This window comes from Pseudoalteromonas sp. bablab_jr011, from assembly GCF_016464045.1.
In the GTDB taxonomy this organism is placed as follows: domain Bacteria; phylum Pseudomonadota; class Gammaproteobacteria; order Enterobacterales; family Alteromonadaceae; genus Pseudoalteromonas; species Pseudoalteromonas lipolytica.
On the sequence record NZ_JACDWU010000079.1, the window covers coordinates 1 to 23625 of the forward strand.

The following is a 23625-nucleotide window of genomic DNA, read 5'->3' on the forward strand; positions in this document are numbered from 1 at the left end:
GATCTTCGGCTTCATGATCGTGGAGGCTGTCGGCGGCGTGCTGTCGGGCTCGCTGGCCCTTCTGGCCGATGCGGGCCACATGCTGACCGATGCAGCAGCGCTGGCTCTGGCATACGCGGCATTCCGGTTCGGGCGCCGACCGGCTGACAGCAAGCGCACCTTTGGCTACCTTCGGTTCGAGGTCATCGCCGGCTTCCTGAACGCTGTGACGCTCTTTGTGATCGTGGCATGGATCGCCTATGAAGCATGGGAGCGACTGCAAGCTCCGCCCGTCATCCTTGCCGGCCCGATGATGATCGTTGCCGTGCTTGGATTGCTGGTAAACGTTCTGGTGTTGTGGATCATGACCCGCGGAGAGACCGAGCACGTCAACGTGAAGGGGGCCATCCTGCACGTGATGGGCGACCTGCTGGGCTCGGTCGGTGCCATCGTCGCTGCAGTGGTCATCTATCTCATTGGTTGGACGCCAATTGACCCCATCCTGTCGGTGCTGGTGGCAGCCCTGATCCTGCGCAGCGCCTGGAAGCTCCTGGCGAAATCGATCCACATTTTGCTCGAAGGTGCGCCCGAGGACGCTTCTCCGGAGCAGGTGGAACAAGGCCTGATGGGCGCGGTGCCTGGCTTGGCGGCCGTCAGTCATGTGCATGTATGGCAGCTTACCTCTGGTCGCACGATGGCCACGCTGCACGTTCGCCCTAGTGTGGCTGAGGAAGCGCGCACCGTGGTCAAGTGCGTAGAGGTGGTGCTTCGAGAGCAATTTGGCATCGAGCACGCGACGGTCGGGATCGAATGGAACTCTCCTGGTGAAAAGAACCTTTGCAGCTTGCAGCCGACAGGTGGGCCGCAAGGGCACACCCCACATGAGCATGACACTAGCCACAGCCATGAAAAGGGTCATAAGCACGACCATTCCGTCCCAGGTCATCAACACTGATGCTGCAGCCAGCGTAGTGCTGGCAACTCAGGGACAAGAAATCCATGACTTCTCGAAAACACGCCAATGGCGACAATGCTCAGAATTGCGCCACCAATGCTCAGCGTTCGGCCCCAGAGCTCTTGGCGCTCTCTCATAGTGACGTCGCTGTTCTCGCTGAGACTTTTCTCCTGTTAGGAGATCAATCGCGCCTGAAGATCCTGCTGCAGTGCATGCGCGGATCAGTCGCGGTGGGCGACATCGCAGAAACGCTCGATCTATCCCAATTCTTGGTCAGTCATCATCTGCGGCTCCTGCGTGGAGCTCGACTTGTGCGTGGATAACGTCAGGCGAAACATATCTTCTACTGCATCGCGGATGAGCACATCAGTCAAGTGTTTCAGGACATGGTCTGTCACTTCTCTGAGGAATGATTGCGAATTGCGTCGAACGCAAAGATGCCTACTTTTTGCTGGGCATTTTCGCGATTGTGCAAGAGAGGTGCCAGCCCGTCAGCAACTGTAATGCGCCATCCCAGTCCTGAGTAAGCGCGACTTCGCCCATGCGTGATGTTTGGGTGACGGTTGTATGAATCTGACCGCACTCAATCCCCTGGGCCTCATCAGCCGACGCCAGCTTTCACTCCCCCCCATCGTGAGCGTAGAAATTAACCATGCTAACTTCATGAATTAAACAATTGAACATATCTTCATATGTGTGCTAAAATTCAATCTGCATTTTGAAAATGTGTCGAAACTGTAAGCACGTGCGCCGCACGCCACAACCACAGACGATCGTAAACAGAAGGACAACAGCCTTCTTTTTTAATGATTAACACATGAATGTATGTTTATGTGTTTGTTTTATTTAAGCGGTTTGTGCGGCGTGCGGCGAACCTAACTTGCAAAGTGTTCAGAGAACTTGGAGGTAGATATGACAAGGGAAATAACGGAGTACCAGGACAAGGCTAGGGAGCAGCTGAGCTTCCGTGTGGAGGGCATGGATTGCGCGAGCTGCGTCGGCAAAATCGAGAAGGCCCTTTCCCGAATGGATGGGCTGACGGACGTGCAAGTCAATTTTTCTAGCGAAACGCTGACGTTGACTCGCAATCTGAAAAGCCGCTTCACTGCTCGCGATGTAGCTAAGAAAATCAAAACTTTGGGGTTCGGCGTGGAAGAACTGCCAGTGTCGTCGCTCTCGATTGCGGCCTTATCGCGCCAATCGGTCCATGCACATGACCACAGCGAAGATCACAAGGATGGTCACGCTTGCGGCGGTGATCATGGGCACGGCCACACGCAAAAGACAAACGGCGGGCATGAACACGGCTCCTGCAGTGGACATGATCACACCTCACACGCTCGCCGCGAGCCCCCTGGTAACCCACCCAACGTTTCGATGCATGTGGAAGGCATGGACTGCGCGAGCTGCGTTGGCAAGATTGAAACGGCTCTTGCTCGCATGGCGGGCGTATCAGATGCCCGCATCAACTTCACGGCAGAAACGCTTGAGCTGACGCTCGCGTCTGGAAGTCCTACACATATTGGCGACATCGAGAAGACCATCAAAAGCCTGGGTTTCGGCGTCTCCGACGTGCGCCGCCTTGATGGATCCTCGCCTGCCGCGCCTGCCCGCGTGCCCTCAGCTATCACTCAACGCTGGTGGCAGACGAAGAAGGGTAAGCATGTGCAGGGCCTAGCAGCTCTCATGGGCTCGGCATATGCAGTTGCTCAATTTATCCCCGGCTATGCCGAATGGATCTTTGCCGCTGCCGTGATCGCTGGCGTACTCCCGTTCGCGCGCAAAGCCTTCGCGCTGGCCATATCTGGCTCCCCGTTCTCCATCGAAACACTGATGGTTGTCGCCTCGCTGGGCGCGCTCGTGATTGGCGAGGCCGAGGAGGCCGCTGCTGTGGTGTTCCTGTTCGCGGTCGGCGAGCTGCTTGAAAGTGTGGCCGCTGGCCGCGCCCGCGCCGGCATTAAAGCGCTGGCTTCTCTGGTGCCTAAAACTGCTGTCTTGCTCGACGCCAATGGTGGGCAGCGCGAAGTGCCCGCTGCCTCCCTGAGCGTGAACGACCGGGTTTTGGTGCGCCCGGGTGATCGAGTGCCCGCTGACGGCAAGATCTTCCGCGGCGAAAGCAGTCTCGATGAATCTCCGATCACAGGGGAGTCCGTGCCGCGTCAAAAGGCCGGTGGCGATGACGTATTTGCCGGCTCGATCAACGTCGATGGTGTGCTTGAAGTTCTGGTTGAGAAGGCTGCATCGGACAACACCATCTCGCGCATCATCCAGCTCGTCGAGCAAGCTCAATCCTCCAAGGCGCCGACGGCACGCTTCATCGAAAAGTTCAGCCGTTACTACACCCCGGCCGTGATGGCCATCGCGGCGCTGATCGTCGTGGTTCCCCCGCTTACCATGGGTGGTGATTGGGGCACTTGGCTGTACCGTGGTCTTGCTTTGCTGCTAATCGCGTGCCCGTGCGCCTTGGTTTTGTCAACGCCGGCGGCCATTGCCTCGGGACTGGCTGTTGCTACTCGCCGTGGTTTGCTGATTAAAGGTGGCAACGCCTTGGAAACCATTGGTCGCGTTCGCACAGTCGCCTTCGATAAGACTGGCACGCTGACAGAGGGCAAGCCGCGCATCACTGAAGTCGTGCCTTTCGGGCAATCCAAGCAGCAACAGGTACTGGCGCTCGCCGCCGCCGTCGAGTCTGGATCGAATCACCCGTTGGCGAAGGCAATCGTTGCCCACGCCAAGAGCCTCGATGTGGAGGTTCCACAAGCCACCGAAGCATTCGCTATCCCGGGCAAGGCAGTTCGCGCTACCGTGAACGGCAGCAAGCTAGCCGTGGGATCGCCCGTCCATGCAGGGCAGATGGCCACGCTGACCCTCGCGCACCAGCAGGAAATCGCCAAGCTGGAAGATGGTGGCAAGACGGTGGTGGTTCTGTTCGACGAAGCAAGCAAGAATGTCATGGGCCTGTTGGCCTTGCGTGACGAACCTCGCCGTGACGCCCGCGAAGGCGTGGCCCAGCTCAAGGCGATGGGTGTGCGCTCGGTCATGCTCACCGGTGACAATCGGAGAACTGCGCAGGCCATCGCCGGCAAGCTGGATATCGAGTGGGAGAGTGAGTTGCTTCCGCAAGACAAGTTGCGCCTGGTCAACGACTTGAAGCGCGACGCGAAGGTGGCGATGGTCGGCGACGGCATCAACGACGCGCCGGCCTTGGCGACCGCCGATGTAGGGATCGCCATGGGCGGCGGCACCGACGTGGCCCTAGAGACCGCAGACGCTGCTCTGCTCAAGAGCCGCGTCACGGACGTTGCGCACCTGGTGGCGCTGTCCCGCGCGACGATGGCCAACATCCACCAGAACGTAGTGTTCGCCATTGGCCTCAAGGGCCTGTTCCTAGTCACCAGTGTGCTGGGTATCACTGGCCTTTGGGTTGCTGTGCTGGCCGACACCGGTGCCACCGCTTTGGTCACGCTCAATGCGCTGCGCCTACTCCGCTTTAAGGGTGCCCAAGAGCCAGCCGATGGCCAGAACGGAGGTCATCAAAGCTCTGTGTCCGTACAGGATGCCCATTGAGGTATTGCAGAGGGCTTGAACTGCCGTTGTTGCGGCGCCAAGCCCTTCCATATCTTCATCTGTAAATCGATCTCCGAAAACATCGATGTTAGGCGATAAACGAATGCCTTTAGAACAACGAGTTTAAATAGATGGGATGATCGGACGTGGATAATGGGCTCAGATGCGTCCCTTTCGGCCGTAACTGCATCTCATGCGTTCACCGGGAGGCCGGAAGGTTCCAGAGCTTGTAGTCCAGTCCCATGCTCGTCATGGTCATCGAAAAAGGCTTGACCTTGACGTGGTTGTAAGGGCTAGCCTTTAGAAACATATGCGAACCGCTTCGGATGGACCGAAGCCCCGTAATAAAAAAGTAACTTCCATGCATAAAAAAATCAGGATCATTTTGGTAGCTAGCGTCATCGCGGCCGTCGGGGGGATAGCGGTGGCTGCCCGAGATGGCAAGGATGAAAGTAAACCAGCAGCACCACCACCAGCTGGCGCACCGATGGCACCGCAGGTGCCTGTGGCTGAGGCCATCACGCGCACAATCACGCCGTCAACTGAGTTCACCGGCTTCTTGGCCGCACCGAAGGTGGTCGAGTTGCGCTCGCGTGTGGGGGGGGCCGTCGACGCGGTGAGCGTGCCCGAGGGAAGTCTGGTACGCAAGGGGCAATTGTTGTTCCAGATTGACCCACGGCCTTTCCAAGTCGCGCTCGACACCGCCACGGCGCAGTTGCGGCAGGCTGAGGTGCTGTCCAGTCAGGCTCAGGCCGACTTTGATCGTGCCGAGCGGCTTGTTGCCACTGGCGCCCTGTCTCGGAAGACCTATGACGATGCAGTCTCCGCACGCAATGCGCGTCAGGCGCAGGTACAGGCGGCAAAGGCCACAGTCGCAGCGGCGCAGCTCGACCTGTCCTACGCGCGGGTATCGGCACCAATTGCCGGGCGCGTGGACCGAGTGCTGGTAACCGAGGGCAACCTGGTCAGCGGCGGCGGTGCAGGAGCAGCCACGCTACTTACCACGATCGTGTCCATCGATCCTGTGCACGTCTATTTCGACATCGATGAGGCAACCTACGTCAATGTGGTGAGCCGCTCGAGACCTGGTTCAGGGACTCATGCTTCGTTGCCCGTTCAAGTAGGCTTGAGCACTGACAGAAACTTTCCGTACAAGGGCGTGCTCGACTTCGTCGGCAATGCGATTGATAGAAGTACCGGCACGATCCGCGCTCGCGCGGTCGTCCCCAACCCTGATGGACGGCTGACGCCTGGGCTGTTTGCGAGGGCCAAGCTCTCCACCGCAAGCTCTCGGCAGGCCGTCCTCATCGACGACCAAGCGGTTGGCACCGATCAAGGCCGAAACTATGTTCTGGTCGTGGGTGAAAACAACCAAGCTCAGTATCGTCCGATTGAGCTGGGTCCCGTAGTCGACGGTCTGCGCGTTATAAACGGTGGCCTGCAGGGTGGCGAAAAAATCATAATCAAAGGCCTCGTACGACCTGGTATGACTGTCACGCCGCGCATGGTGCCCATGCAGGGGCCGGCAGCACCGGCCGCCGGCGCTCCCGACGCGACTAAGACTGCGGCTAGTGCCCCGGCAGTCCCTGCGGAGTCTGCCAAGGCCGCTGGGGCGGCTGGGGCCGATCAGGTCAAGGCTGACAGCGCAGCTGGCTCAGCGGAGGCTCGCAAATGAATTTCCCCCGTTTCTTCATCAACCGCCCTATCTTCGCAATCGTCCTTTCGGTGCTGATGCTGATCGCGGGCGCGATCAGCTACTTCCAGTTGCCACTGAGCGAGTACCCTCAGGTTACCCCCCCAACGGTACAGGTCACGGCGAGCTATCCCGGCGCCAATCCGCAAGTGATTGCCGACACCGTGGCATCGCCGCTAGAGCAAGCCATCAACGGCGTGGAAGGCATGATGTACATGCAGTCCCAGATGTCCACGGACGGAAAGATGGTGCTCACCATCTCTTTCGAGCAACACATCAACGCCGATATCGCGCAAATCCAGGTGCAGAACCGGGTGTCGCGTGCGCTACCCCGGTTGCCACCCGAGGTCCAACGCATCGGCGTTGTGACTGAGAAGACCGCGCCCGACATCCTGATGGTTGTGAACATGCTATCGCCAGGGGATCGTTACGACCCGCTGTATGTGTCCAACTACGCGATGCTCAACGTCCGTGACGAACTGGCACGCCTGCCGGGCATCGCCAACGTGTTGCTTGGTGGTGAGGGTGAGTACGCGATGCGGGTCTGGCTCGACCCCGAAAAGGTTGCGTCTCGTGGCATGACCGCTAGCGATGTGGTCGCCGCCATTCGGGAGCAGAACGTGCAGGTTGCGGCCGGCTCTATCGGTCAGCAGCCTAACGCCTCGTCTGCCTTTCAGGTCACCGTCAACGCACTCGGGCGTCTCACCACCGAAGAGCAATTCGGCGATATCGTCATCAAGGCTGGCACCCACGGCCAGGTTACACGCTTGCGCGACGTGGCACGTGTGGAGTTAGGTGCGGAGAACTACACCATGCGCGCCCAACTTGATGGCGGCAACACGGTTGGCATTCAGATCCTGATGACGCCTGGCTCCAATGCACTAGATGTGTCTAGCGCGGTACGCGCGACGATGGATCGTCTACAAGCAAGCTTTCCAGAGGGCATCGAGTACAAGATCGCCTACGATCCTACGGTCTTCGTGCGGGCCTCGCTTCAGTCTGTAGCGGTCACGCTGCTAGAGGCGATTCTGCTGGTGGTGATCGTGGTGGTGCTGTTCCTGCAATCCTGGAGAGCGTCGATCATCCCGCTGATCGCCGTGCCGGTCTCGCTGGTCGGCACCTTCGCCGTAATGCACATGTTCGGCTTCTCGTTGAACACACTGTCATTGTTCGGCCTCGTACTCTCAATCGGCATTGTTGTGGACGACGCCATCGTCGTGGTAGAAAACGTGGAGCGCCACATGGCACTTGGCGAGTCGCCCAAGGACGCAGCGCTCAAAGCCATGGACGAGGTTACTGGCCCGATCCTGGCCATCACCTCGGTGCTGGCGGCGGTCTTCATTCCCTCGGCGTTCCTGTCTGGGCTGCAAGGCGAGTTCTATCGCCAGTTCGCGCTGACCATCGCGTTCTCGACCATCCTATCGGCGATCAATTCGCTCACACTGTCGCCCGCGCTGGCCGCCATCCTGCTCAAGCCGCATCATGGCGCGGCCCAGCCCGATCGAGTCACGCGCCTCATCGACGGCCTGTTTGGTGGCTTCTTCCGCCGCTTCAACCGCTTCTTTGACAGCGCCTCGAATGCTTATGTCGGAGGCGTGCGCCGCGCAGTTCGCGGAAGTGCTGTGGTGCTGCTGCTCTATGTCGGTTTCCTGGGGTTGACGTGGCTGGGCTTTCATAAGGTACCTGCCGGCTTTGTGCCCGCACAGGACAAGTATTACCTCGTGGGCATCGCCCAGCTTCCGACTGGTGCCTCGCTGGACCGCACCGACGCGGTTGTCAAGGAAATGAGCAAGATCGCGCTTGCCGAGCCTGGCGTCGAAAGCGTGATGGCATTCCCCGGCTTATCCTTCAACGGCCCAGTGAATCAGCCCAACACCGCGCTGGTGTTCGCCATGCTCAAGCCCTTCAACGAACGAAAGGACCCGTCGTTGTCGGCGTTCGCCATTCAAGGCAGGCTCATGGGCAAATTCAGTCAAATACCGGACGGCTTCGTCGGGATTTTTCCTCCGCCACCGGTGCCTGGCCTGGGTTCAATGGGCGGCTTCAAGTTGCAGATCGAAGACCGTGCGGGCCTGGGGCCAGACGCACTTGCACAGGCCCAAGGTCAGATCATGGGCAAAGCCATGCAAGCGCCTGAGCTGGCCAACATGTTGGCCAGCTTCCAGGCCAATGCTCCACAGTTGCAGGTGGACATCGACCGCGTAAAGGCCAAGTCGCAAGGTGTGTCGCTGACCGAAGTTTTTGACACGCTGCAGATCAATCTGGGCTCGCTTTATGTCAATGACTTCAATCGATTTGGCCGAACTTACCGAGTGATGACGCAGGCCGATGCGAAGTTCCGTATGCAGGCTGAAGACATTGGCATGCTGAAGGTGCGGAACGCTTCGGGGGACATGATCCCGTTGAGCGCGATCGCGACGATCTCACGTAGCTCCGGTCCCGATCGAGTGATGCACTACAACGGGTTCCCATCAGCTGACATCAGCGGCGGACCAGCACCGGGCTATTCGTCTGGCCAGGCTACTGCCGCGATCGAGAAGATCGTGAGCGAATCGCTGCCGGACGGCATGACCTACGAATGGACTGACTTGACGTTCCAAGAAAAGCGGGTTGGCAACACCTCCATCTACATTTTTGCGTTGGCAGTGCTGTTGGCATTCTTGTTCCTGGCAGCTCAGTACAACAGTTGGTCGCTTCCATTCGCTGTTCTGTTGATCGCGCCCATGGCGTTGCTTTCGGCGATCGCCGGTGTTTGGCTTACGGGCGGCGACAACAATATCTTCACGCAAATTGGCTTCGTGGTGCTCGTAGGCCTGGCAGCCAAGAATGCAATTCTGATCGTGGAGTTTGCCCGTGCCAAGGAGAGTGAAGGTGTCGATCCGTTGGCGGCCGTGCTTGAAGCGGCGCGGCTGCGGCTGCGCCCGATTCTGATGACGTCACTGGCTTTTATCGCTGGCGTGATACCGCTGGTGCTCGCGAGTGGAGCGGGTGCCGAGATGCGTCACGCAATGGGTATCGCTGTGTTCGCCGGCATGTTGGGCGTGACGGCATTCGGTCTGGTGCTCACGCCGGTGTTCTACGTCGTAGTGCGCAAGCTGGCGTTGCGTCGTGAAGCCAGTCAAGCCCGCGTCGGTATGAGCGACAAGCATAACGGCCAGGAGGAATTTTGAGATGAAGAAACCTTTCGCACTCACACAACCTGCCAAGAGCTTGGCACCGGTAGCTTTCGCGATAGCGTTAGCCGGTTGTTCCATGGCACCCAAGTACGATCGGCCGCCAGCGCCGATTGATATAGTATATCCTTCGGGCGCGGCCTATGCAGAACCGGCGAAAGCGACGCCAGAGGCCCCAGTCACGGACGCGGCCGATATCGGCTGGCGAGATTTCTTCCGCGACCCGCTGTTGCAACAATTGATCGGTATCGCGCTGGAGAGCAACCGCGACATGCGCAAAGCTGCGCTCAACGTTGAGGCGGCGCAGGCACTGTACCGCATTCAGCGCGCTGAGGTGCTCCCGAACTTGGGGGTATCCGGCAGAGGGGCCGCAGAACGACTGCCAGCCGATCTCAGCAACACCGGCGCTGCCGACGTCGTGCGTCGTTACGAGGTTGCTGGGGTGACCGCTGCCTGGGAACTGGACGTCTGGGGCCGTATCCGCAGCCTCAGCAACCAAGCGCTGGCTTCCTACTTGGCTATGGACGAGACTCGCATAGCGACGCAGATGAGTTTGATCTCTGAGGTTGCTAACGCCTATCTCACGTTGCGGGCTGACCAGGAGTTACTGCAGTTAACAGGCGAGACGCTCGGCACGCAAAAGCGTTCGCATGAACTTACTGCCCAACTGTTCGAGGCTGGCAATGCCACGCAACTTGACGTGCGCCGCTCGGAAATTGTACTGCGTACAGCCGAGGCCAACTTCGCGGACTACACACGTCAAACGGCCAAAGACCGAAACGCGCTAGTGCTACTGCTCGGCCAGCCGCTGACGCTTGAGCTGTCGCAGCAACTTGACAAAGCCATAGTGCTGCCGGATGGCATCGTGCCGACCGAACTGCCCAGTGGCCTACCTTCTGAGTTGCTCGTGCGCCGACCGGATGTGCGCGCGGCCGAGCAGGTACTTCTGGGTGCCAACGCCAGTATCGGAGCAGCGCGAGCCGCTTTCTTCCCCACCATCAGCTTGACGGGTTCGGCGGGGACGGCAAGCGCATCGCTTGATGGGCTCTTCGAATCGGGTTCGCGCGCCTGGAGCTTCTTGCCGCAGATTACGGTGCCTATTTTCCGGGGTGGCGCGTTGCGCGCCAATCTGGATGTGGCGCACGTAAAAAAGCGCATCGAGATCGCCAACTACGAGAAGTCCATTCAAGTTGCTTTTAGTGAAGTGGCTGATGGCCTTGCCGGCAAGCGAACACTTGATGAGCAGATTCGTTCAGAGCAATTCCTGGTTGCTGCTAGTCAGGGCATGTATGACCTGGCCGAGCAACGTTTCAGGGAAGGTGTGGACGATAACCTCACCTTGCTTGACGCGCAGCGTACGCTGTACAGCGCGCAGCAGACGTTGGTGCGTACGCGTCTGGCTCGGTTGAGCAACCTTATCGCGCTCTACAAGGCTCTGGGAGGCGGGTGGACAGAGAGCACACCAAGTGGTGTGGCGCAAGCGAGTCGATAGTTAGTTTTTCCCTACTGGCACTGGTATTGGATATTCGTACCAAGAAATGACGCATGGTGGCAGTCGCCTCCATGCGTGTGTAGATGAGTATGAAAACCGGCGAGCTTGCAAAGCTAACGAGGACTCCCTGGGTTCTACGAGGCTCAGGGTCTTTTACCTGCTCCTGATCGTTATAGCAACAACTAAAGGCAATAAAGGCAGGAGCAAGTTGAGCGGTTGCAGCTTATACTAAGTTGCAAAGTATTAGGTATCAGTCTGGAGCAGATCCGGACTATCTCAGGGGGTAGCTTTGACCGACATTTTTGATGTATTACAGGTAAATTTGGGATCGCTTTACGTCAATGATTTTAATGGATTTGGCCGTACCTACCGTGTAATAACTCAAGCTGATGCCCCATTCCGTATGCAGGCAGACGATATTGGATTATTGAAAGTCAGGAATTCTGCTGGTGATATGATCCCTTTATAAGTATTGATCAATATCAAACTAACTTCAGATCCTGATCGCGTTATGAGATACAACGGCTATCCATCCGCTGATATTACGGGAGGTACTGCATCAGGATATTCTTTTGGTCAGGCTACAGATGCTATTGAGAAAATAGTTAAGGAAAATCTACCTGAAGGTATGGCGTACGAATGGACTGATCTGACCTATCAGGAAAAATTAGCGGGCAATTCCGCACTGTATATTTTCCCATTGGCGGTATTCTTTGCATTCTTGATTCTTGCCGCTCAGTACAACAGTTGGTCGCTTCCATTTGCTGTGCTGCTTATTGCACCAATGGCACTCCTTTCTGCAATTGGCGGTATATGGATCTAAACGGTGATAATAACATCTATACTCAAATTGGCTTCGTTGTTTTAGTCGGGCTGGCCGCAAAAAATGCCATTTTAATCGTTGATTTTGCAAGGACTCAGGAGAATTAGTGACGATCACCGCTTGGGGCCGTACTCGAGGCAGCGTACTTACGTTTGCGTCCTATTTTGATGACTTCTCTTGTATTTATTGCTGGTGTGATATCTCTTGTACTAGCTAGTGGTGCTGGAGCAGAAATGCGTCACGCCATGGGTATTGCAGTGTTTGCCGGTATGCTTGGTGTAACCTTCTTTGGATTACTACTTACGCCGGTGTTTTACGTTATAGTAAGAAATCTGTCATTAAGAAAAAACGCAGAAAGTATAGTCAATCTTTAGTGAAAAGATATCAGAGTGAAATGAGTTTAGACCTTGACCTTACAACAGTGGAAAGCCCTACAATCAGAAGTACTCAAACCAAACTGGAGGTATATAAATGCAATTTCATTTAGAAAATATGACATGTGGGGGCTGCGCCCGGACGGTAACTAAAGCAATTAAGGATATAGACCCAGAGGCTACAGTTTTAACTGATCCTCCGACTCGTAAGGTGACGGTAAAAACTTCATTATCAGTTGAAAAGGTCTCCTATGCTCTAATTGAAGCAGGCTTCCCTCCTCGGGATTAGTATTTTCCTTTTACGGTTGCCTCCTGAATGAGGCAACTTTAAATTTCGCATTCAGGGCATTCATTCATAGACTGGACCTTAAGAATTAAGCCCATGCAGTATCCCATCTAACGTGATGTTTTGTTTGTCTTTTGACTGTTGGGCTTTTTGGGCGTTCTTCGTTATATAACGGGTCGCCCAATCTATCCTCTCCGCTATTTCTGACCATGCGTGCTGGCTGATGCTTTCAAGATCGGCAACAGCCAAATTTCCACATTTTTGGCGGCCTTGAATAGCTAGACTGATGGCATGATTTGAAGAAAGACGCTTCGCCGAATGATCAGAGCGAGCAGGCTTGACCATACCAAACCATCTACAATCGCTTTCTGTGCCGCCATAAATTTCTGCAAGTTTGTATGGGATTTCAACTCTTTGAATCGCAACTTCACCTGCCAGCGACAACGATAGATTGCCATAACATCATCCGCTTAGTAGGTTTCCCGCGGGAGGTTGATAAGCCAGATGCAAAATCGTATTTCTCCGGCAAAACAGAGCCTTATTACTCTGAATATCTGCTTTCCTCGACGAACTTGCAAATCGAGCGTAAGCGCCTCATAAACCGCGCATTCTAATCACCTAACACGCAGAATAAGATCAAGTCTCCAACCATAAGGAGATTTAAAATGGCAAACGATGCACCAACCAATAATGGCAAACGCTAATCAAGCAATCTGAATCGAGTTCATTATCAACACTCACATTTTGTAAGCTCAATCAACTCAATCCCTCAACGTTCTCTGCCAAGCGCCAGCAACTCAACAACACTGGCGCATCTCAAGGTTTTGTTAGAGCAGAAGTCGTTGAAAAGATAACTCAGTATCAGGCCCAAGTGGCAACCGCCAACATGACACTCTTCGTCAATGATATCGAACTGCGCAATCCCCAATGCACGCCAGTAAGTAACCTGGCTGAACTCATCGGTGCGCTATCATGAAAGGCATGCTGAGCTCACTAGAGATTTATCTGTATCGTGAAAGTGTCGATTTTAGAAAGTCCATCAACGGCCTTGCCGCGATTATCGAAAGTGACACCGATTTACCGTTAGTAAGTGGCGCATTATTCCTGTTCACCAAAAACAGCGCGATAAAATCAAAGTGTTGTGCTGGCGTGTGCCACGAACAAAAGGTTAATACCTTTTGGATCTGTATTTCTGATGAGAGAAGGCCTCTCGAAATCTACCTGTAGGGGGCGGTTTCAAAACCACCAAGTGCTTCTGTAAAGTGCGGTTTGGAGACTTATCTGATCGCTCATTCAACACTGAGTTCACCTTCGCAGGTGATCTACACTTCGGAGCAGCTATTTAGTAAGGTATTCAATTCTTCAATCTATCTAACCGAGTCCACATAGGACAACTGCATAGACTGGAGCCTCGATTTACATTAACGAGGACTCCTCATGCGAAAACTATCTCCATTTATTCTGGCGCTTGCGCTGTCTCCTTTTGTTCAAGCTGAACCTGTGTCTGAAGTGTCGCCCGTTGGCAAAATTGACGGCATGGTTTCTTTACCTGTCACGGGTATGAAAGCGGTCGAAAGCAATAACCGTATTATTTTTATGTCAGACAGTGGCCGGTTCGTCATTGATGGCACGCTCTATGATGCCTGGTCCAAAAAGCCGCTTACCAGTCTTGAAGAAATTCGTGAAGCGGGGAACACGCTGGACTTAAGTCGTCTTGGCTTAAAAATGGATGATTTGAACCCACTGACGCTGGGCGAAGGCAAAAAGAAAGTGGTGGTCTTTGTTGATCCACGATGCCCGCACTGCCATGAGCTTTTGAAACAAGCTTTACCGCTAACCAAAGAATACACCTTCCAAATACTCCCTGTGCCAGTGCTTGGTCCTGATTCAGAGCGTCAGGTTCGCCAGCTTGGCTGTGCGCGTGACAAGAAAGCGGCCACCGATGCATTGCTCAATGGCCGGATTGGTAACCTAGAACAGGATGATGCCTGCAACTTAGAGCCAATGCAGCGTACCTTGGTGACGGCTCAAATCCTGGGCATTCAAGGTGTGCCTTTCATCGTCGCCAATGATGGTCGCATCAGTCGAGGCCGTCCTTATGATCTTTCTGCTTGGTTGGAGGGGCGTTAATGAAAGCCTCTCTGTATTCAGGGCAACGCGCTTCAGAGCTGTTGCCAGTATTGGCCTATTCAGACGATGAGCAACTGTTTTTCATGGAAGACCAGAGTGTTGGCTTTGGTTTTCTATGTGACCCATTGCCGGGTGGTGATGAGTCTGTTGCAGATAGGGTTAATGTTCTACTCAACAACGACTGGCCAAAAGACACTTTGCTGCAATTTGGCCTGTACGCCTCGCCTGATATTCAAACCGACCTTCAACGCATGATGGGCTTACGGCATCGTCAATCCGATCCATTGCTCAGGGCGTCGATACGCAAACGTGCGGATTTCCTCGATGGGGGCACGGTTCAACCGATAGAAGAATCGACCCAGACTCAGGTACGCAACTTTCAACTGATCGTCACCTGCAAATTGCCTTTGGAAAGTCCTATACCGACGGAGCGTGAGTTGAGTCGAGCATCCGCGATTCGGGCTTCTTTCTCGCAAGCGCTGGCAACGGTTGGTTTTCGCGTCACTGAGATGACTGACCGAAATTGGCTCGCGGCATTAAGTTCGCAACTTAACTGGGGAAAAGATGCTTCTTGGCGCAATCCATCTCCAATCCGCAGTGAGGCAGATAAACCACTTCGAGAGCAAGTGTTGGATTATGACCGAGCTATCAAGGTGGATAGCCAAGGTCTGATGCTGGGCGATTACCGAGTTAAAACCTTATCGTTTAAGCGCTTGCCTGAGCGGATCTGGTTTGGTCATGCCGCAAGTTTTGCGGGCGATATGATGACGGGCAGTCGCGGTTTACGCGGCAGCTTTTTGCTGAATGTCACCATTCACTTTCCTTCAGCCGAGGCCATGCGATCTCGTTTAGAGACGAAGCGTCAATGGGCGGTCAATCAGGCCTATGGCCCGATGCTCAAGTTTGTGCCGGTGCTTGCAGCCAAGAAAAAGGGATTTGATGTTCTTTTTGAAGCCTTGCAAGAAGGTGATCGTCCTATTCGGGCAAACATGACCTTAACGCTGTTTTCCCAAACGGAAGAAGCGTCCATCAGCTCTGTTTCAAATGCTCGAACTTATTTCAAAGAACTCGGATTTGAGCTGATGGAAGACAAGTACTTCTGTTTGCCCATTTTTCTGAATGCCCTGCCATTTGGTGCCGACCGCCAGGCGATGAACGACTTGTTTCGATTCAAGACCATGGCGACACGGCATGTGATCCCTCTGTTGCCTTTGTTTGCGGATTGGAAAGGCACGGGCACGCCAGTGATTAACTTTGTTTCCCGTAATGGCCAGATCATGAGTGTGTCCCTTTATGACTCGGGCAGTAATTACAACTGTTGCATCGCGGCGCAATCGGGGTCGGGTAAGTCATTCCTGGTGAACGAAATCATCTCCTCCTACTTATCTGAAGGCGGCCAATGCTGGGTGATTGATGTTGGCCGCTCTTATGAAAAGCTGTGTGAAGTCTATGACGGTGAGTTCTTACAGTTCGGGCGGGACAGTGGCATTTGCTTGAATCCGTTTGAAATTGTTGAGGACTATGACGAAGAAGCGGATGTGCTGGTTGGGCTATTGGCTGCAATGGCCGCACCTACGCAGTCATTAACTGATTTTCAGATGGCCAACCTAAAGCGTCAGACCCGTGAACTTTGGGAGAAAAAAGGTCGTGCCATGTTGGTTGATGATGTGGCTGAGGCCTTAAAAAATCATGAAGACCGTCGTGTGCAAGACGTGGGTGAGCAGCTCTATCCGTTTACGACACAGGGCGAATATGGCCGTTTCTTTAATGGTCACAACAATATTCGTTTCAAAAACCGTTTCACTGTTCTGGAGTTAGAAGAGCTCAAGGGGCGCAAGCACCTACAACAAGTGGTGTTGCTTCAGCTTATCTACCAAATCCAACAAGAGATGTACTTAGGTGAGCGGGATCGTCGCAAGATTGTGTTCATTGACGAAGCCTGGGATCTGCTGACTCAAGGTGATGTCGGTAAGTTTATCGAGACGGGTTACCGTCGATTTCGAAAATATGGCGGCAGTGCTGTAACGGTAACGCAGTCGGTCAACGATTTATACGACAGCCCTACAGGTAAAGCCATCGCTGAAAACTCGGCCAATATGTACCTGCTTGGCCAAAAAGCTGAAACCATCAACGCGCTCAAAAAAGAAGGCCGCTTGCCACTCGGTGAAGGCGGTTATGAATACCTGAAAACCGTTCATACCGTCACTGGTGTCTATTCCGAAATTTTCTTTATTACCGAGATGGGCACCGGGATTGGCCGCCTCATCGTCGATCCGTTTCACAAGCTGTTGTACTCGTCCCGTGCAGAAGATGTAAACGCGATTAAGCAGTTAACGCGTAAAGGCCTTTCTGTTGCTGATGCCATCTCCCAGTTGTTAAAGGAGCGAGGCTATGAATAAGTCCACGCTTTGGCCATTTATGGCCTCTATTACTTTGTCTATTGCAGGCAGCGGTTTAATGACCAGCTGGCTCTTAATGAAAACACTCGAACCTATCCACAGCCAGTTGGCGTTAAGTACGCCCATTGCAGTCGTGGATTTTGGGGAGGCGGTGCTGTCACTGGGCCCCAATGCCAGCGAACAAGACATCGAATCCAGGTTGCTTCAGACCAATCAGCAAATTGAAAAGCTAAAAGCAGCCGGTTTTATCGTGCTGGATGCCCAAGCGGTGGTGGGTGCTGATGATTCCATATTTGTGCCAGTAGGCTCAAAGGAGGTGTCTCATGCAGATACTCCGTAAAAGAATGCCTTGGCGGCCATATCTCATCCGGTTGGCCGCTCTTGCGTTAATCATGGCCTTGGTAGGCACCTACGCCATGATGCGCTACCGAATAGGTATTGATACCCAGCAAGAGCGCTGCCTGCCTGATACCACGGTGTATCTGATTGACCTATGGAATAAAGAGCCCGTTAAGGATGGTTTGTATGCCTTCCACTCAAAAGGACTTGCTCCGTTATATAACGACGGTACTCGTATGCTTAAACGCCTAACAGGGATGCCAGGGGATGAAGTCAAGGTGACGCCTGAGCATGTGCTGGTGAACGGTGCTGAAGTCTCTACCGGCATGGCATTAGCCCAGCGTCTTGGTGTGGCTGAAACAGAATTTAGCCGTTCATTGATGCTGCAAGAAAACGAATATTGGTTTTCCGGCGAGGCCGCAACGAGTTTCGACTCCCGCTATTGGAATGCCGTTAAGCGCGAGCAGATTGTCGGTCGCGCTTGGCCGCTTTGGTAGGAGGTGGAAGATGAGAAGACTATACCTCTTATTTTTGTTGGTTGCGCCATTGGCTTGGGTTCAAGTGTCCTGGGCACAAGAGCCTTATCCGTTGTCTGACGAGGACAAAAAGATCGTCGAAATGAGCCGCAGCATTTTACAAAGTGCTGTGGATGGTTCATCTGAATTTATCGAGCCTTTTTCACCGATTGAACAACCTGCGTCGCTCAAAAACAACGATGAATGGTTGATATTTGCGTCGTCCTCACTGGGAGATTCCTCACTGAAGCAGCTATTTAAAGAGGCCAGTGCTACCGGCGCTATTGTGTTGTTTCGGGGAATTCCTGAAGGAAAGAACTTGGGGGCGGCTATCCGTGATTGGCATACGCTGATGGTGGGACTTGATCCTGTTCCTCAGGTTCGAATCGATCCGAAAGCCTTTGTGCACTGGCGGGTGACTAGCGTGCCTGCCATTTTCCGCATAGAAGATGACAAGGTGACTGCAAGTGCACTAGGGGTTTACAGCAAGGACTGGTTGCAGCGTCAAATTGAAAAAGGCAATACCGGTTCATTGGGTCAACGCGGTCCTATTCATTCCATTTTAGAACCGGATTTGATGCAAGTGGCGATGCAGCGTTTACAGTCGATTGACTTGGGCGCGTTAAAGAAAAAAGCCATTGAGCGATTCTGGTCTCGCCAAACTTTCACTGAGTTACCCAAAGCCACGCAGTATCGGATAAGAATGGTTGATCCAACCATCGTCATGAAGCGGCCACTATTGGATGCCAATGGCCGAACATTGATCCCAGCAGGAACGCGTATTAACCCGCTAAAAGCCTTGCCGTTTACTCAGCAGCTTGTGGTGTTTAATGCGTCGAACGCTGAAGAAGTGGACGCAGTTGCGCATTGGCTTGAGACGCAAGATAGGACACTGCGCCGCATTACGCTTATCACCACGCAGCTCGACCGTACTCAAGGTTGGAATAGCCTCAATGCGCTCGAAAAGACATTGGACAGTCCGGTTTACCTTCTCAATGCCTCGCTAAAGCAGCGCTTTGATCTGCAAGTCACCCCATCGTTTGTTCAAGCAAAGGGGCTCGCGTTTGAAATAGAAGAAATTCCAGCAAAGGAGCTTGTTCATGAAAAAGCTCAATAATACGTATCGTCTGTTGCGGACTCTCGTTGTCATGTTTGTCCTGGGCGCATCTATTTCTGCTAAAGCCGAACTGACCTGCCCAGACGCGGGTTTATTGTCCGGTAAGTTGCTGACGGATGTTTGCTGGTCATGCATTTTTCCTATCCGGGTTGCAGGTCTTCCACTTGGCTCTGGCAGTGTCCCAAGCGGCGCATCAAACAAGTCGTTTTGCTTATGTGAAGACAACTTAGGTGTGCCAAGGCCAGGTATTGTTACCAGCATGTGGGAGCCAGCGCGTCTGATTGAACTAGTCAGAACGCCGGGTTGTTCGCCTTCACTGGGAGGGATTCGCTTACCGTTAGGTGATAGGCGATTGCAAGGTGGTCATGGTGAAGGTGAATACGATACCGGTGATCTTGCTTTCTATCATTACCATTATTACGCCTTTCCGCTTTTGGTCATGCTCGATTTGTTCATGGATGGCAATTGCAATGCCGATGGTTACATGGATTTTGACTTGATGTATTTGTCGGAATTGGACCCAACATGGCTGAACGATGAACTGGCCTTTTTTACTCAGCCTGAAGCTGCTGCTGTTGCTAATCCATTGGCTATCTCTGCTTGTACCGCTGACGCTGCTTCATCAACGCTTGGTAAACCCATCGATCAGTTGTTTTGGTGTGCTGGCAGTTGGGGCCATCTCTATCCGTTATCTGGCCACACCTTAGCCTTTGGTTCATTAGCAGAAAACACCAGCCATTTAGCGGCGCGTGCAATCGCGGCTCAACACAGGCGTGGTCTTGCAAGACGAACAATGGGGAGCAGTGCGCTATGCCGACCTGTTATCGAACCCATGCTGCCGAAATCCCAATACAAGATGAGTATGTTCTTCCCTGTACCGGAAACTGAAAGTGCGCATGTCATCGGTGAAAGCACCATGAAATGGGGAGAGTGGCGAACGATCCCCGGTGCCGGTGAAGATGCGCTCTACATTTTGTGGCGCTGGCAAGACTGCTGTAACTCGGGAGGTTAACCATGAAACCAACACTTTTTACCCGAGTTTTAGCGGGTATTTTATCAATCACTATGGCGTGCCTGCCCTTACATGGTGTGGCCGCTGATGTGCAGCGCCAATCCGGCTTAAGCGGACAACAAGAAGGTAAGCAATTGCTGCAAAACTGGACGATGCCCGCACTCAATGGCAATACATTGTCGGTGCCGAATGGCAGTGGTAATGAGTCCATTAACTTGCAAGAGCTTTTCCCTGGTATGGATCAGGGCTCATTGGATGTCTTAACGGGCGTTTATGGCTCTGATGCCAGCATGAATCAATTGGGGACACAGCGCCAAGAGAGCATGGCATCCGAAAGTGGCGCTACGGGTGAAGCATTTCGTTCGCTACAGGAAATCAAAGACAGGTCTCGGCCAGATATGGTCAATGATCCGCTTTGGGCATTAACTGATGCGGTTCAAACTGACCCAAATCTATTAACGCAAAGCTTCCCCGGCTGTGAGTCTCAAGGTGAAGGCAGCCCAAACTACCAGCAATGTGACAGGCTCAATACAGCGGTTAACAGCTGCACGATTACTCACGATTACACGGCAGGCATTATTGAGCATGTTTCAGGACCAATGAACCTTCGCTCTTGTGGTGAGGGATGTCTTGAAGTTTGGATTGGACGAATTGGCGACAACTACTGGAGTGGCCGTTGTAAAGTGTTTGAACAGGCCATCACACTCAAAGTCGTGAACCCCGATGCGATTACCTCAGCCGTTCTTGAATACGCCAAATGGGATGACTACATGCAAGTGTGGCTTGGTGATCAGAAAGTCTGGTCTGGGCCGAACAATAACTTTCCACCAGAAACGGCTGGCCGCTGCGAGCTCAGTACAAGTTGGGAGCGCAATCCTAATACTGACTTAACCTCTAAGCTAAAAGCGGTAGAGCCCGGTTTAGAAGTGCCAGTAAAAATTCGCGTATCGGTAACGGGTAGTGGTGAGGGGTATGCACGTATCAAGGTGCGCTTTGATCCAACCAAGGTGGTGATGAATGATAGTTGGTCGCCACAATCCTGTATCGAACAAGCAGCGGATATCCCGACTAAGTTTTCAGACTACAGCATTCAATGCACGGATCAGCCGTCTTCAACCAACGGATGTACGGTGGTCAATGGTGTTTCAGTTTGTGAATCCTACTTTGCTCCAAGCCCTGTGGCTGGCATATCGCCTTTGTGTCGGCGTGTACAAGTCAGTGTGGATGATGAAAGCTATAAGGGGATTGAAAATCAGGCCTGCCAAGTGCTTGAAGCGAATCCTTCCTGTGGATTCATGTCGTCAGAATGTGCCGAAACCAATGATAAAGGTGAATGCATTCGTTTTACCGATACCTATGACTGTGGATTGCAAACCAGCGATCCAAAGTGCGTGGTATCCAATCTTATGCCGAGTAGTTTTGAGGCATGTGAGCCTACTCAGACGATTACGCCATTTACTGAAACCAAGCATGTACCGGATTACCAGGTGTGCGAGAAGATCAGCACGCTTACTCAGTGTCAGTTAGAACGACGTGTATCCGCTGAAACCCATCAACAAAGCTGGTCCATTGAGCGCGGTTGCTTTAGCTCTGAAACGCTCAGCTTTGTTCCACAGCACAGCAGTACCATGCAAACTGGAAACGCGACGCTGAGAGTGTTTGATAATCAAAATACTGAGATAAAAATCACCGAGTCGCCGTCCAAGGCAAATGGCTGGAAAACGACACTCTCATTGACGGGCAACAAGGAGACGGTCACAGAGACGAAACCGTCCATTAAATACCCTGAAATGACCTGTCCAAAAGGAACCTTGGTTGGCTCATTGTGCAAGGTCGTTAATGGGTCGATTATTTCGTGGCATGAACCGCAGGAAGTCACGCGTTCCAGATGTGAGTCCGGCTGGAACAAAGTCGATTTCGATACTTGCAGCCGAGAAGTTCAGAAGTGTTTGGCTCCTGCGAAACTGAGTGCTTCCTTGACCTTCTCTGGCAAATACTTAGAGCAAGACGTTGTTCATCAATCAAGTGATCCGGGCATAGACCAATGCTTGATGCAAACGGATCAGTTCACTGCGGTGCAGTGGCAGTGTTTGGATACGGGCATAAAACGAATCGACGGGTTAACAGTTGGTAGTGGCGAGTTGGCCAATCTTGGAAGCCTTTATCCGACGGTTGTTTCGTCTCCTGCTCATTTAACCAGTCGTGGCAGCTCTGATGGACTGGGGCTCTCATGCTGGAGGGCAAAAGCGACCTACAATGCTTCGACTGCTCATCCAGAATTCAACATGGGCAGCTCAGATAGCTGGGTAGATGCCAATGGTAATACACAAACCATCGTCAATAACGGACAAAACACGACCACCAATACGTGTGCCGCGCTGGAGCAAAACCCGGCCTGCCAGTATGTCAGAACCGAATGCACTGAAGGCGGGGCTGGTCATGAAGGCTTCTGTTATATCCAAAGTTTGGTGTATGACTGTGGACAAAGCGTTGAAGTGCAAAATGCACGAATGGAAACTCAATACAACTGTGAGGGGCCAGTTCGCTGTATGGGCACAGATTGTTTAGAGCCAGAGTCAATCAAGCAGGCTAACTTTGCAGAGGCCGCCGCGATGCTTAATGCGGCGCAGTTTATGACCAATGATATGTCATGCACGGGAGCTGATGGCCAAGATAACGTCGAGTGTACGGTCTTTAAAGGTAATGCTGGCCAGTGCAAAAAAGCCGTTGGCGGTATAGTGGATTGCTGTGAAAAGCCAAGTGGCGTGTCGTTATCGGATTACATCACAATGATTGTGGCGGTCAACAAGCTTGATACGGCAGTCATGGCCATGAATCCGTCGTCGGCAATCTATGGTTCCTGGAATACGCTTAGGGAGCCAATCACGAGTACTTGGAGTGCGGTCAAAGAGCCCTTTGTGTCTGCTTGGGACTCTCTTATGGGGGCTGGGCCATCAACGGCTGCTGGCGCGGGAGCGGAGCAAGCTGCGACTGGCTTCATGCAGGTGTTGACCAACAAAACGGCTGAATGGGTAGGTACGACCTTTGGTTCGGGGGCGCAATCGGCACTGTTTAGTAACGTTGGTGGCGCAGTTGGAGCCGATGGTGTCGTTTCGGGTGGTAACTTTGCGCTGGGTGGCGCTGCGGGCGCGGTTCTGAGTACGGTTATGACGGCCTACATGATTTACTCAGTCACCATGATCCTCATTCAGCTTATCTGGAAATGTGAGCAGAGTGAGTTTGAGATGAACGCTAAGCGGGTATTGAAGAGTTGCCACTATGTGGGCTCTTACTGCAAGTCTAAGTTCTTAGGTGCCTGTGTTGAGAAACGGCAATCATATTGCTGCTTTACTTCGCCGCTTTCACGGATCATTCAAGAGCAAGTGCGTCCGCAATTGGGCCTTGGCTGGGGCAGTGCGAAATCTCCAAACTGTGAAGGATTGACCGCGAGTCAGTTAAACCAGGTGGATTGGAGCCAAGTCAATCTGGATGAATGGATAGGTATCTTATCGATAACAGGCAACCTACCCGAAGTACCGTCACTGGATCTGGAAAGACTCACAGGCTCAGGAAGTACGCTAAACGTTGATGGAAATCGTCAGAGTGCCGCAGACAGAGCCCTTGAACGGCTAAACGGAATGGATGCCCAGAAACTGCGTCAGGAGGCGACGGAGGAAATTTCGGGGAATAACTAGAAGAAAAAATCTTTGTCAGCTCCAGTATATTTTGGAGCTGACATCGCGCTAGATGTTGCATTATATTTAGTAAAGA

At 53.3% G+C, this 23625-nt stretch carries 17 protein-coding genes and 4 pseudogenes; 19 read left to right on the plus strand and 2 right to left on the minus strand.

All coding sequences use genetic code 11. The annotated features are described in order from the left end of the window. Both JIG41_RS01960 and JIG41_RS01965 read left to right on the plus strand, forming a co-directional pair. Window positions 1-934 (plus strand): cation diffusion facilitator family transporter (locus tag JIG41_RS01960; RefSeq protein WP_199524194.1); only part of this gene is annotated, 934 nt, incomplete at its 5' end. A gap of 44 nt (window positions 935-978) precedes the next feature. Continuing rightward, window positions 979-1347 (plus strand): annotated as a pseudogene (locus tag JIG41_RS01965) (ArsR/SmtB family transcription factor). On the opposite strand, the gene JIG41_RS01970 reads toward JIG41_RS01965, so the two are convergent. Continuing rightward, window positions 1329-1517: a hypothetical protein gene (locus JIG41_RS01970; protein ID WP_199524195.1), complete on the minus strand. Its 189-nt coding sequence runs from the start codon at window positions 1515-1517 to the stop codon at window positions 1329-1331. The pseudogene JIG41_RS01965 and the gene JIG41_RS01970 sit on opposite strands and share 19 nt — an antisense overlap. A gap of 329 nt (window positions 1518-1846) precedes the next feature. Between JIG41_RS01970 and JIG41_RS01975 the strand changes: the two genes are divergently transcribed. The 8 genes and pseudogenes from JIG41_RS01975 to JIG41_RS02020 all read left to right on the plus strand — a co-directional run bounded on the left by JIG41_RS01975 (window position 1847) and on the right by JIG41_RS02020 (window position 12345). After that, window positions 1847-4501 carry a heavy metal translocating P-type ATPase gene (locus JIG41_RS01975; RefSeq protein WP_138558325.1) on the plus strand — a complete coding sequence of 885 codons (2655 nt, stop codon included), beginning with the start codon at window positions 1847-1849 and terminating at the stop codon, window positions 4499-4501. Between the two features lie 361 nt (window positions 4502-4862). Further along, the gene (locus JIG41_RS01980; protein ID WP_063527725.1) at window positions 4863-6176 is read left to right on the plus strand and encodes an efflux RND transporter periplasmic adaptor subunit; all 1314 of its coding nucleotides are present in this window, start codon (window positions 4863-4865) and stop codon (window positions 6174-6176) included. Next, a complete protein-coding gene (locus JIG41_RS01985) occupies window positions 6173-9364 on the plus strand; it encodes an efflux RND transporter permease subunit (RefSeq protein ID WP_063527726.1) in 3192 nt (1063 codons plus the stop codon). The genes JIG41_RS01980 and JIG41_RS01985 overlap by 4 nt, the downstream gene beginning before the upstream one ends. A 1-nt stretch (window position 9365) precedes the next feature. Next, entirely contained in the window at window positions 9366-10859 is a 1494-nt protein-coding gene (locus tag JIG41_RS01990; protein ID WP_011788495.1) for an efflux transporter outer membrane subunit, read from the plus strand. Between the two features lie 216 nt (window positions 10860-11075). Continuing rightward, window positions 11076-11165, plus strand: coding sequence for a hypothetical protein (locus JIG41_RS23250; protein ID WP_122040756.1), 90 nt, complete (start codon window positions 11076-11078; stop codon window positions 11163-11165). Window positions 11166-11181: 16 nt separating this feature from the next. Continuing rightward, window positions 11182-11682: pseudogene (locus tag JIG41_RS23255) on the plus strand (efflux RND transporter permease subunit). After that, window positions 11673-12056: pseudogene (locus tag JIG41_RS23260) on the plus strand (efflux RND transporter permease subunit). The pseudogenes JIG41_RS23255 and JIG41_RS23260 overlap by 10 nt, the downstream one beginning before the upstream one ends. 97 nt (window positions 12057-12153) lie before the next feature. Then, window positions 12154-12345, plus strand: coding sequence for a heavy-metal-associated domain-containing protein (locus JIG41_RS02020; RefSeq protein ID WP_015066565.1), 192 nt, complete (start codon window positions 12154-12156; stop codon window positions 12343-12345). A 78-nt stretch (window positions 12346-12423) separates the two neighbouring features. On the opposite strand, the pseudogene JIG41_RS02025 reads toward JIG41_RS02020, so the two are convergent. Continuing rightward, window positions 12424-12926, minus strand: a pseudogene (locus JIG41_RS02025) (IS4 family transposase); the annotation flags it as partial. A 119-nt stretch (window positions 12927-13045) separates the two neighbouring features. Between JIG41_RS02025 and JIG41_RS23265 the strand changes: the two are divergent. The 9 genes from JIG41_RS23265 to traN all read left to right on the plus strand — a co-directional run bounded on the left by JIG41_RS23265 (window position 13046) and on the right by traN (window position 23549). After that, window positions 13046-13318, plus strand: a complete 273-nt coding sequence (locus JIG41_RS23265; protein ID WP_071979591.1) for a hypothetical protein — start codon at window positions 13046-13048, stop codon at window positions 13316-13318. Continuing rightward, window positions 13315-13569 carry an IS66 family insertion sequence element accessory protein TnpB gene (tnpB, locus tag JIG41_RS02030; protein WP_011788498.1) on the plus strand — a complete coding sequence of 85 codons (255 nt, stop codon included), beginning with the start codon at window positions 13315-13317 and terminating at the stop codon, window positions 13567-13569. The genes JIG41_RS23265 and tnpB overlap by 4 nt, the downstream gene beginning before the upstream one ends. Before the next feature lie 210 nt (window positions 13570-13779). Further along, complete coding sequence (locus JIG41_RS02035; protein WP_063527513.1) at window positions 13780-14472, plus strand: DsbC family protein; 693 nt, start codon at window positions 13780-13782, stop codon at window positions 14470-14472. Continuing rightward, complete coding sequence (gene traC / locus JIG41_RS02040; protein ID WP_011788499.1) at window positions 14472-16871, plus strand: type IV secretion system protein TraC; 2400 nt, start codon at window positions 14472-14474, stop codon at window positions 16869-16871. The genes JIG41_RS02035 and traC overlap by 1 nt, the downstream gene beginning before the upstream one ends. Next, entirely contained in the window at window positions 16864-17211 is a 348-nt protein-coding gene (locus JIG41_RS02045; protein WP_011788500.1) for a hypothetical protein, read from the plus strand. The genes traC and JIG41_RS02045 overlap by 8 nt, the downstream gene beginning before the upstream one ends. Continuing rightward, window positions 17195-17707 (plus strand): S26 family signal peptidase, encoded by a 513-nt coding sequence (locus tag JIG41_RS02050; RefSeq protein WP_011788501.1) that lies wholly within the window; start codon window positions 17195-17197, stop codon window positions 17705-17707. The genes JIG41_RS02045 and JIG41_RS02050 overlap by 17 nt, the downstream gene beginning before the upstream one ends. A gap of 10 nt (window positions 17708-17717) precedes the next feature. Next, window positions 17718-18842, plus strand: coding sequence for a TrbC family F-type conjugative pilus assembly protein (locus JIG41_RS02055; protein ID WP_063527514.1), 1125 nt, complete (start codon window positions 17718-17720; stop codon window positions 18840-18842). Next, window positions 18826-19854, plus strand: coding sequence for a TraU family protein (locus JIG41_RS02060; RefSeq protein WP_015066572.1), 1029 nt, complete (start codon window positions 18826-18828; stop codon window positions 19852-19854). Before JIG41_RS02055 ends, JIG41_RS02060 begins: the two co-directional genes overlap by 17 nt. Before the next feature lie 2 nt (window positions 19855-19856). Further along, a complete protein-coding gene (gene traN, locus JIG41_RS02065; RefSeq protein ID WP_015066573.1) occupies window positions 19857-23549 on the plus strand; it encodes a conjugal transfer protein TraN in 3693 nt (1230 codons plus the stop codon). The last annotated feature ends 76 nt before the right edge of the window (window positions 23550-23625 follow it).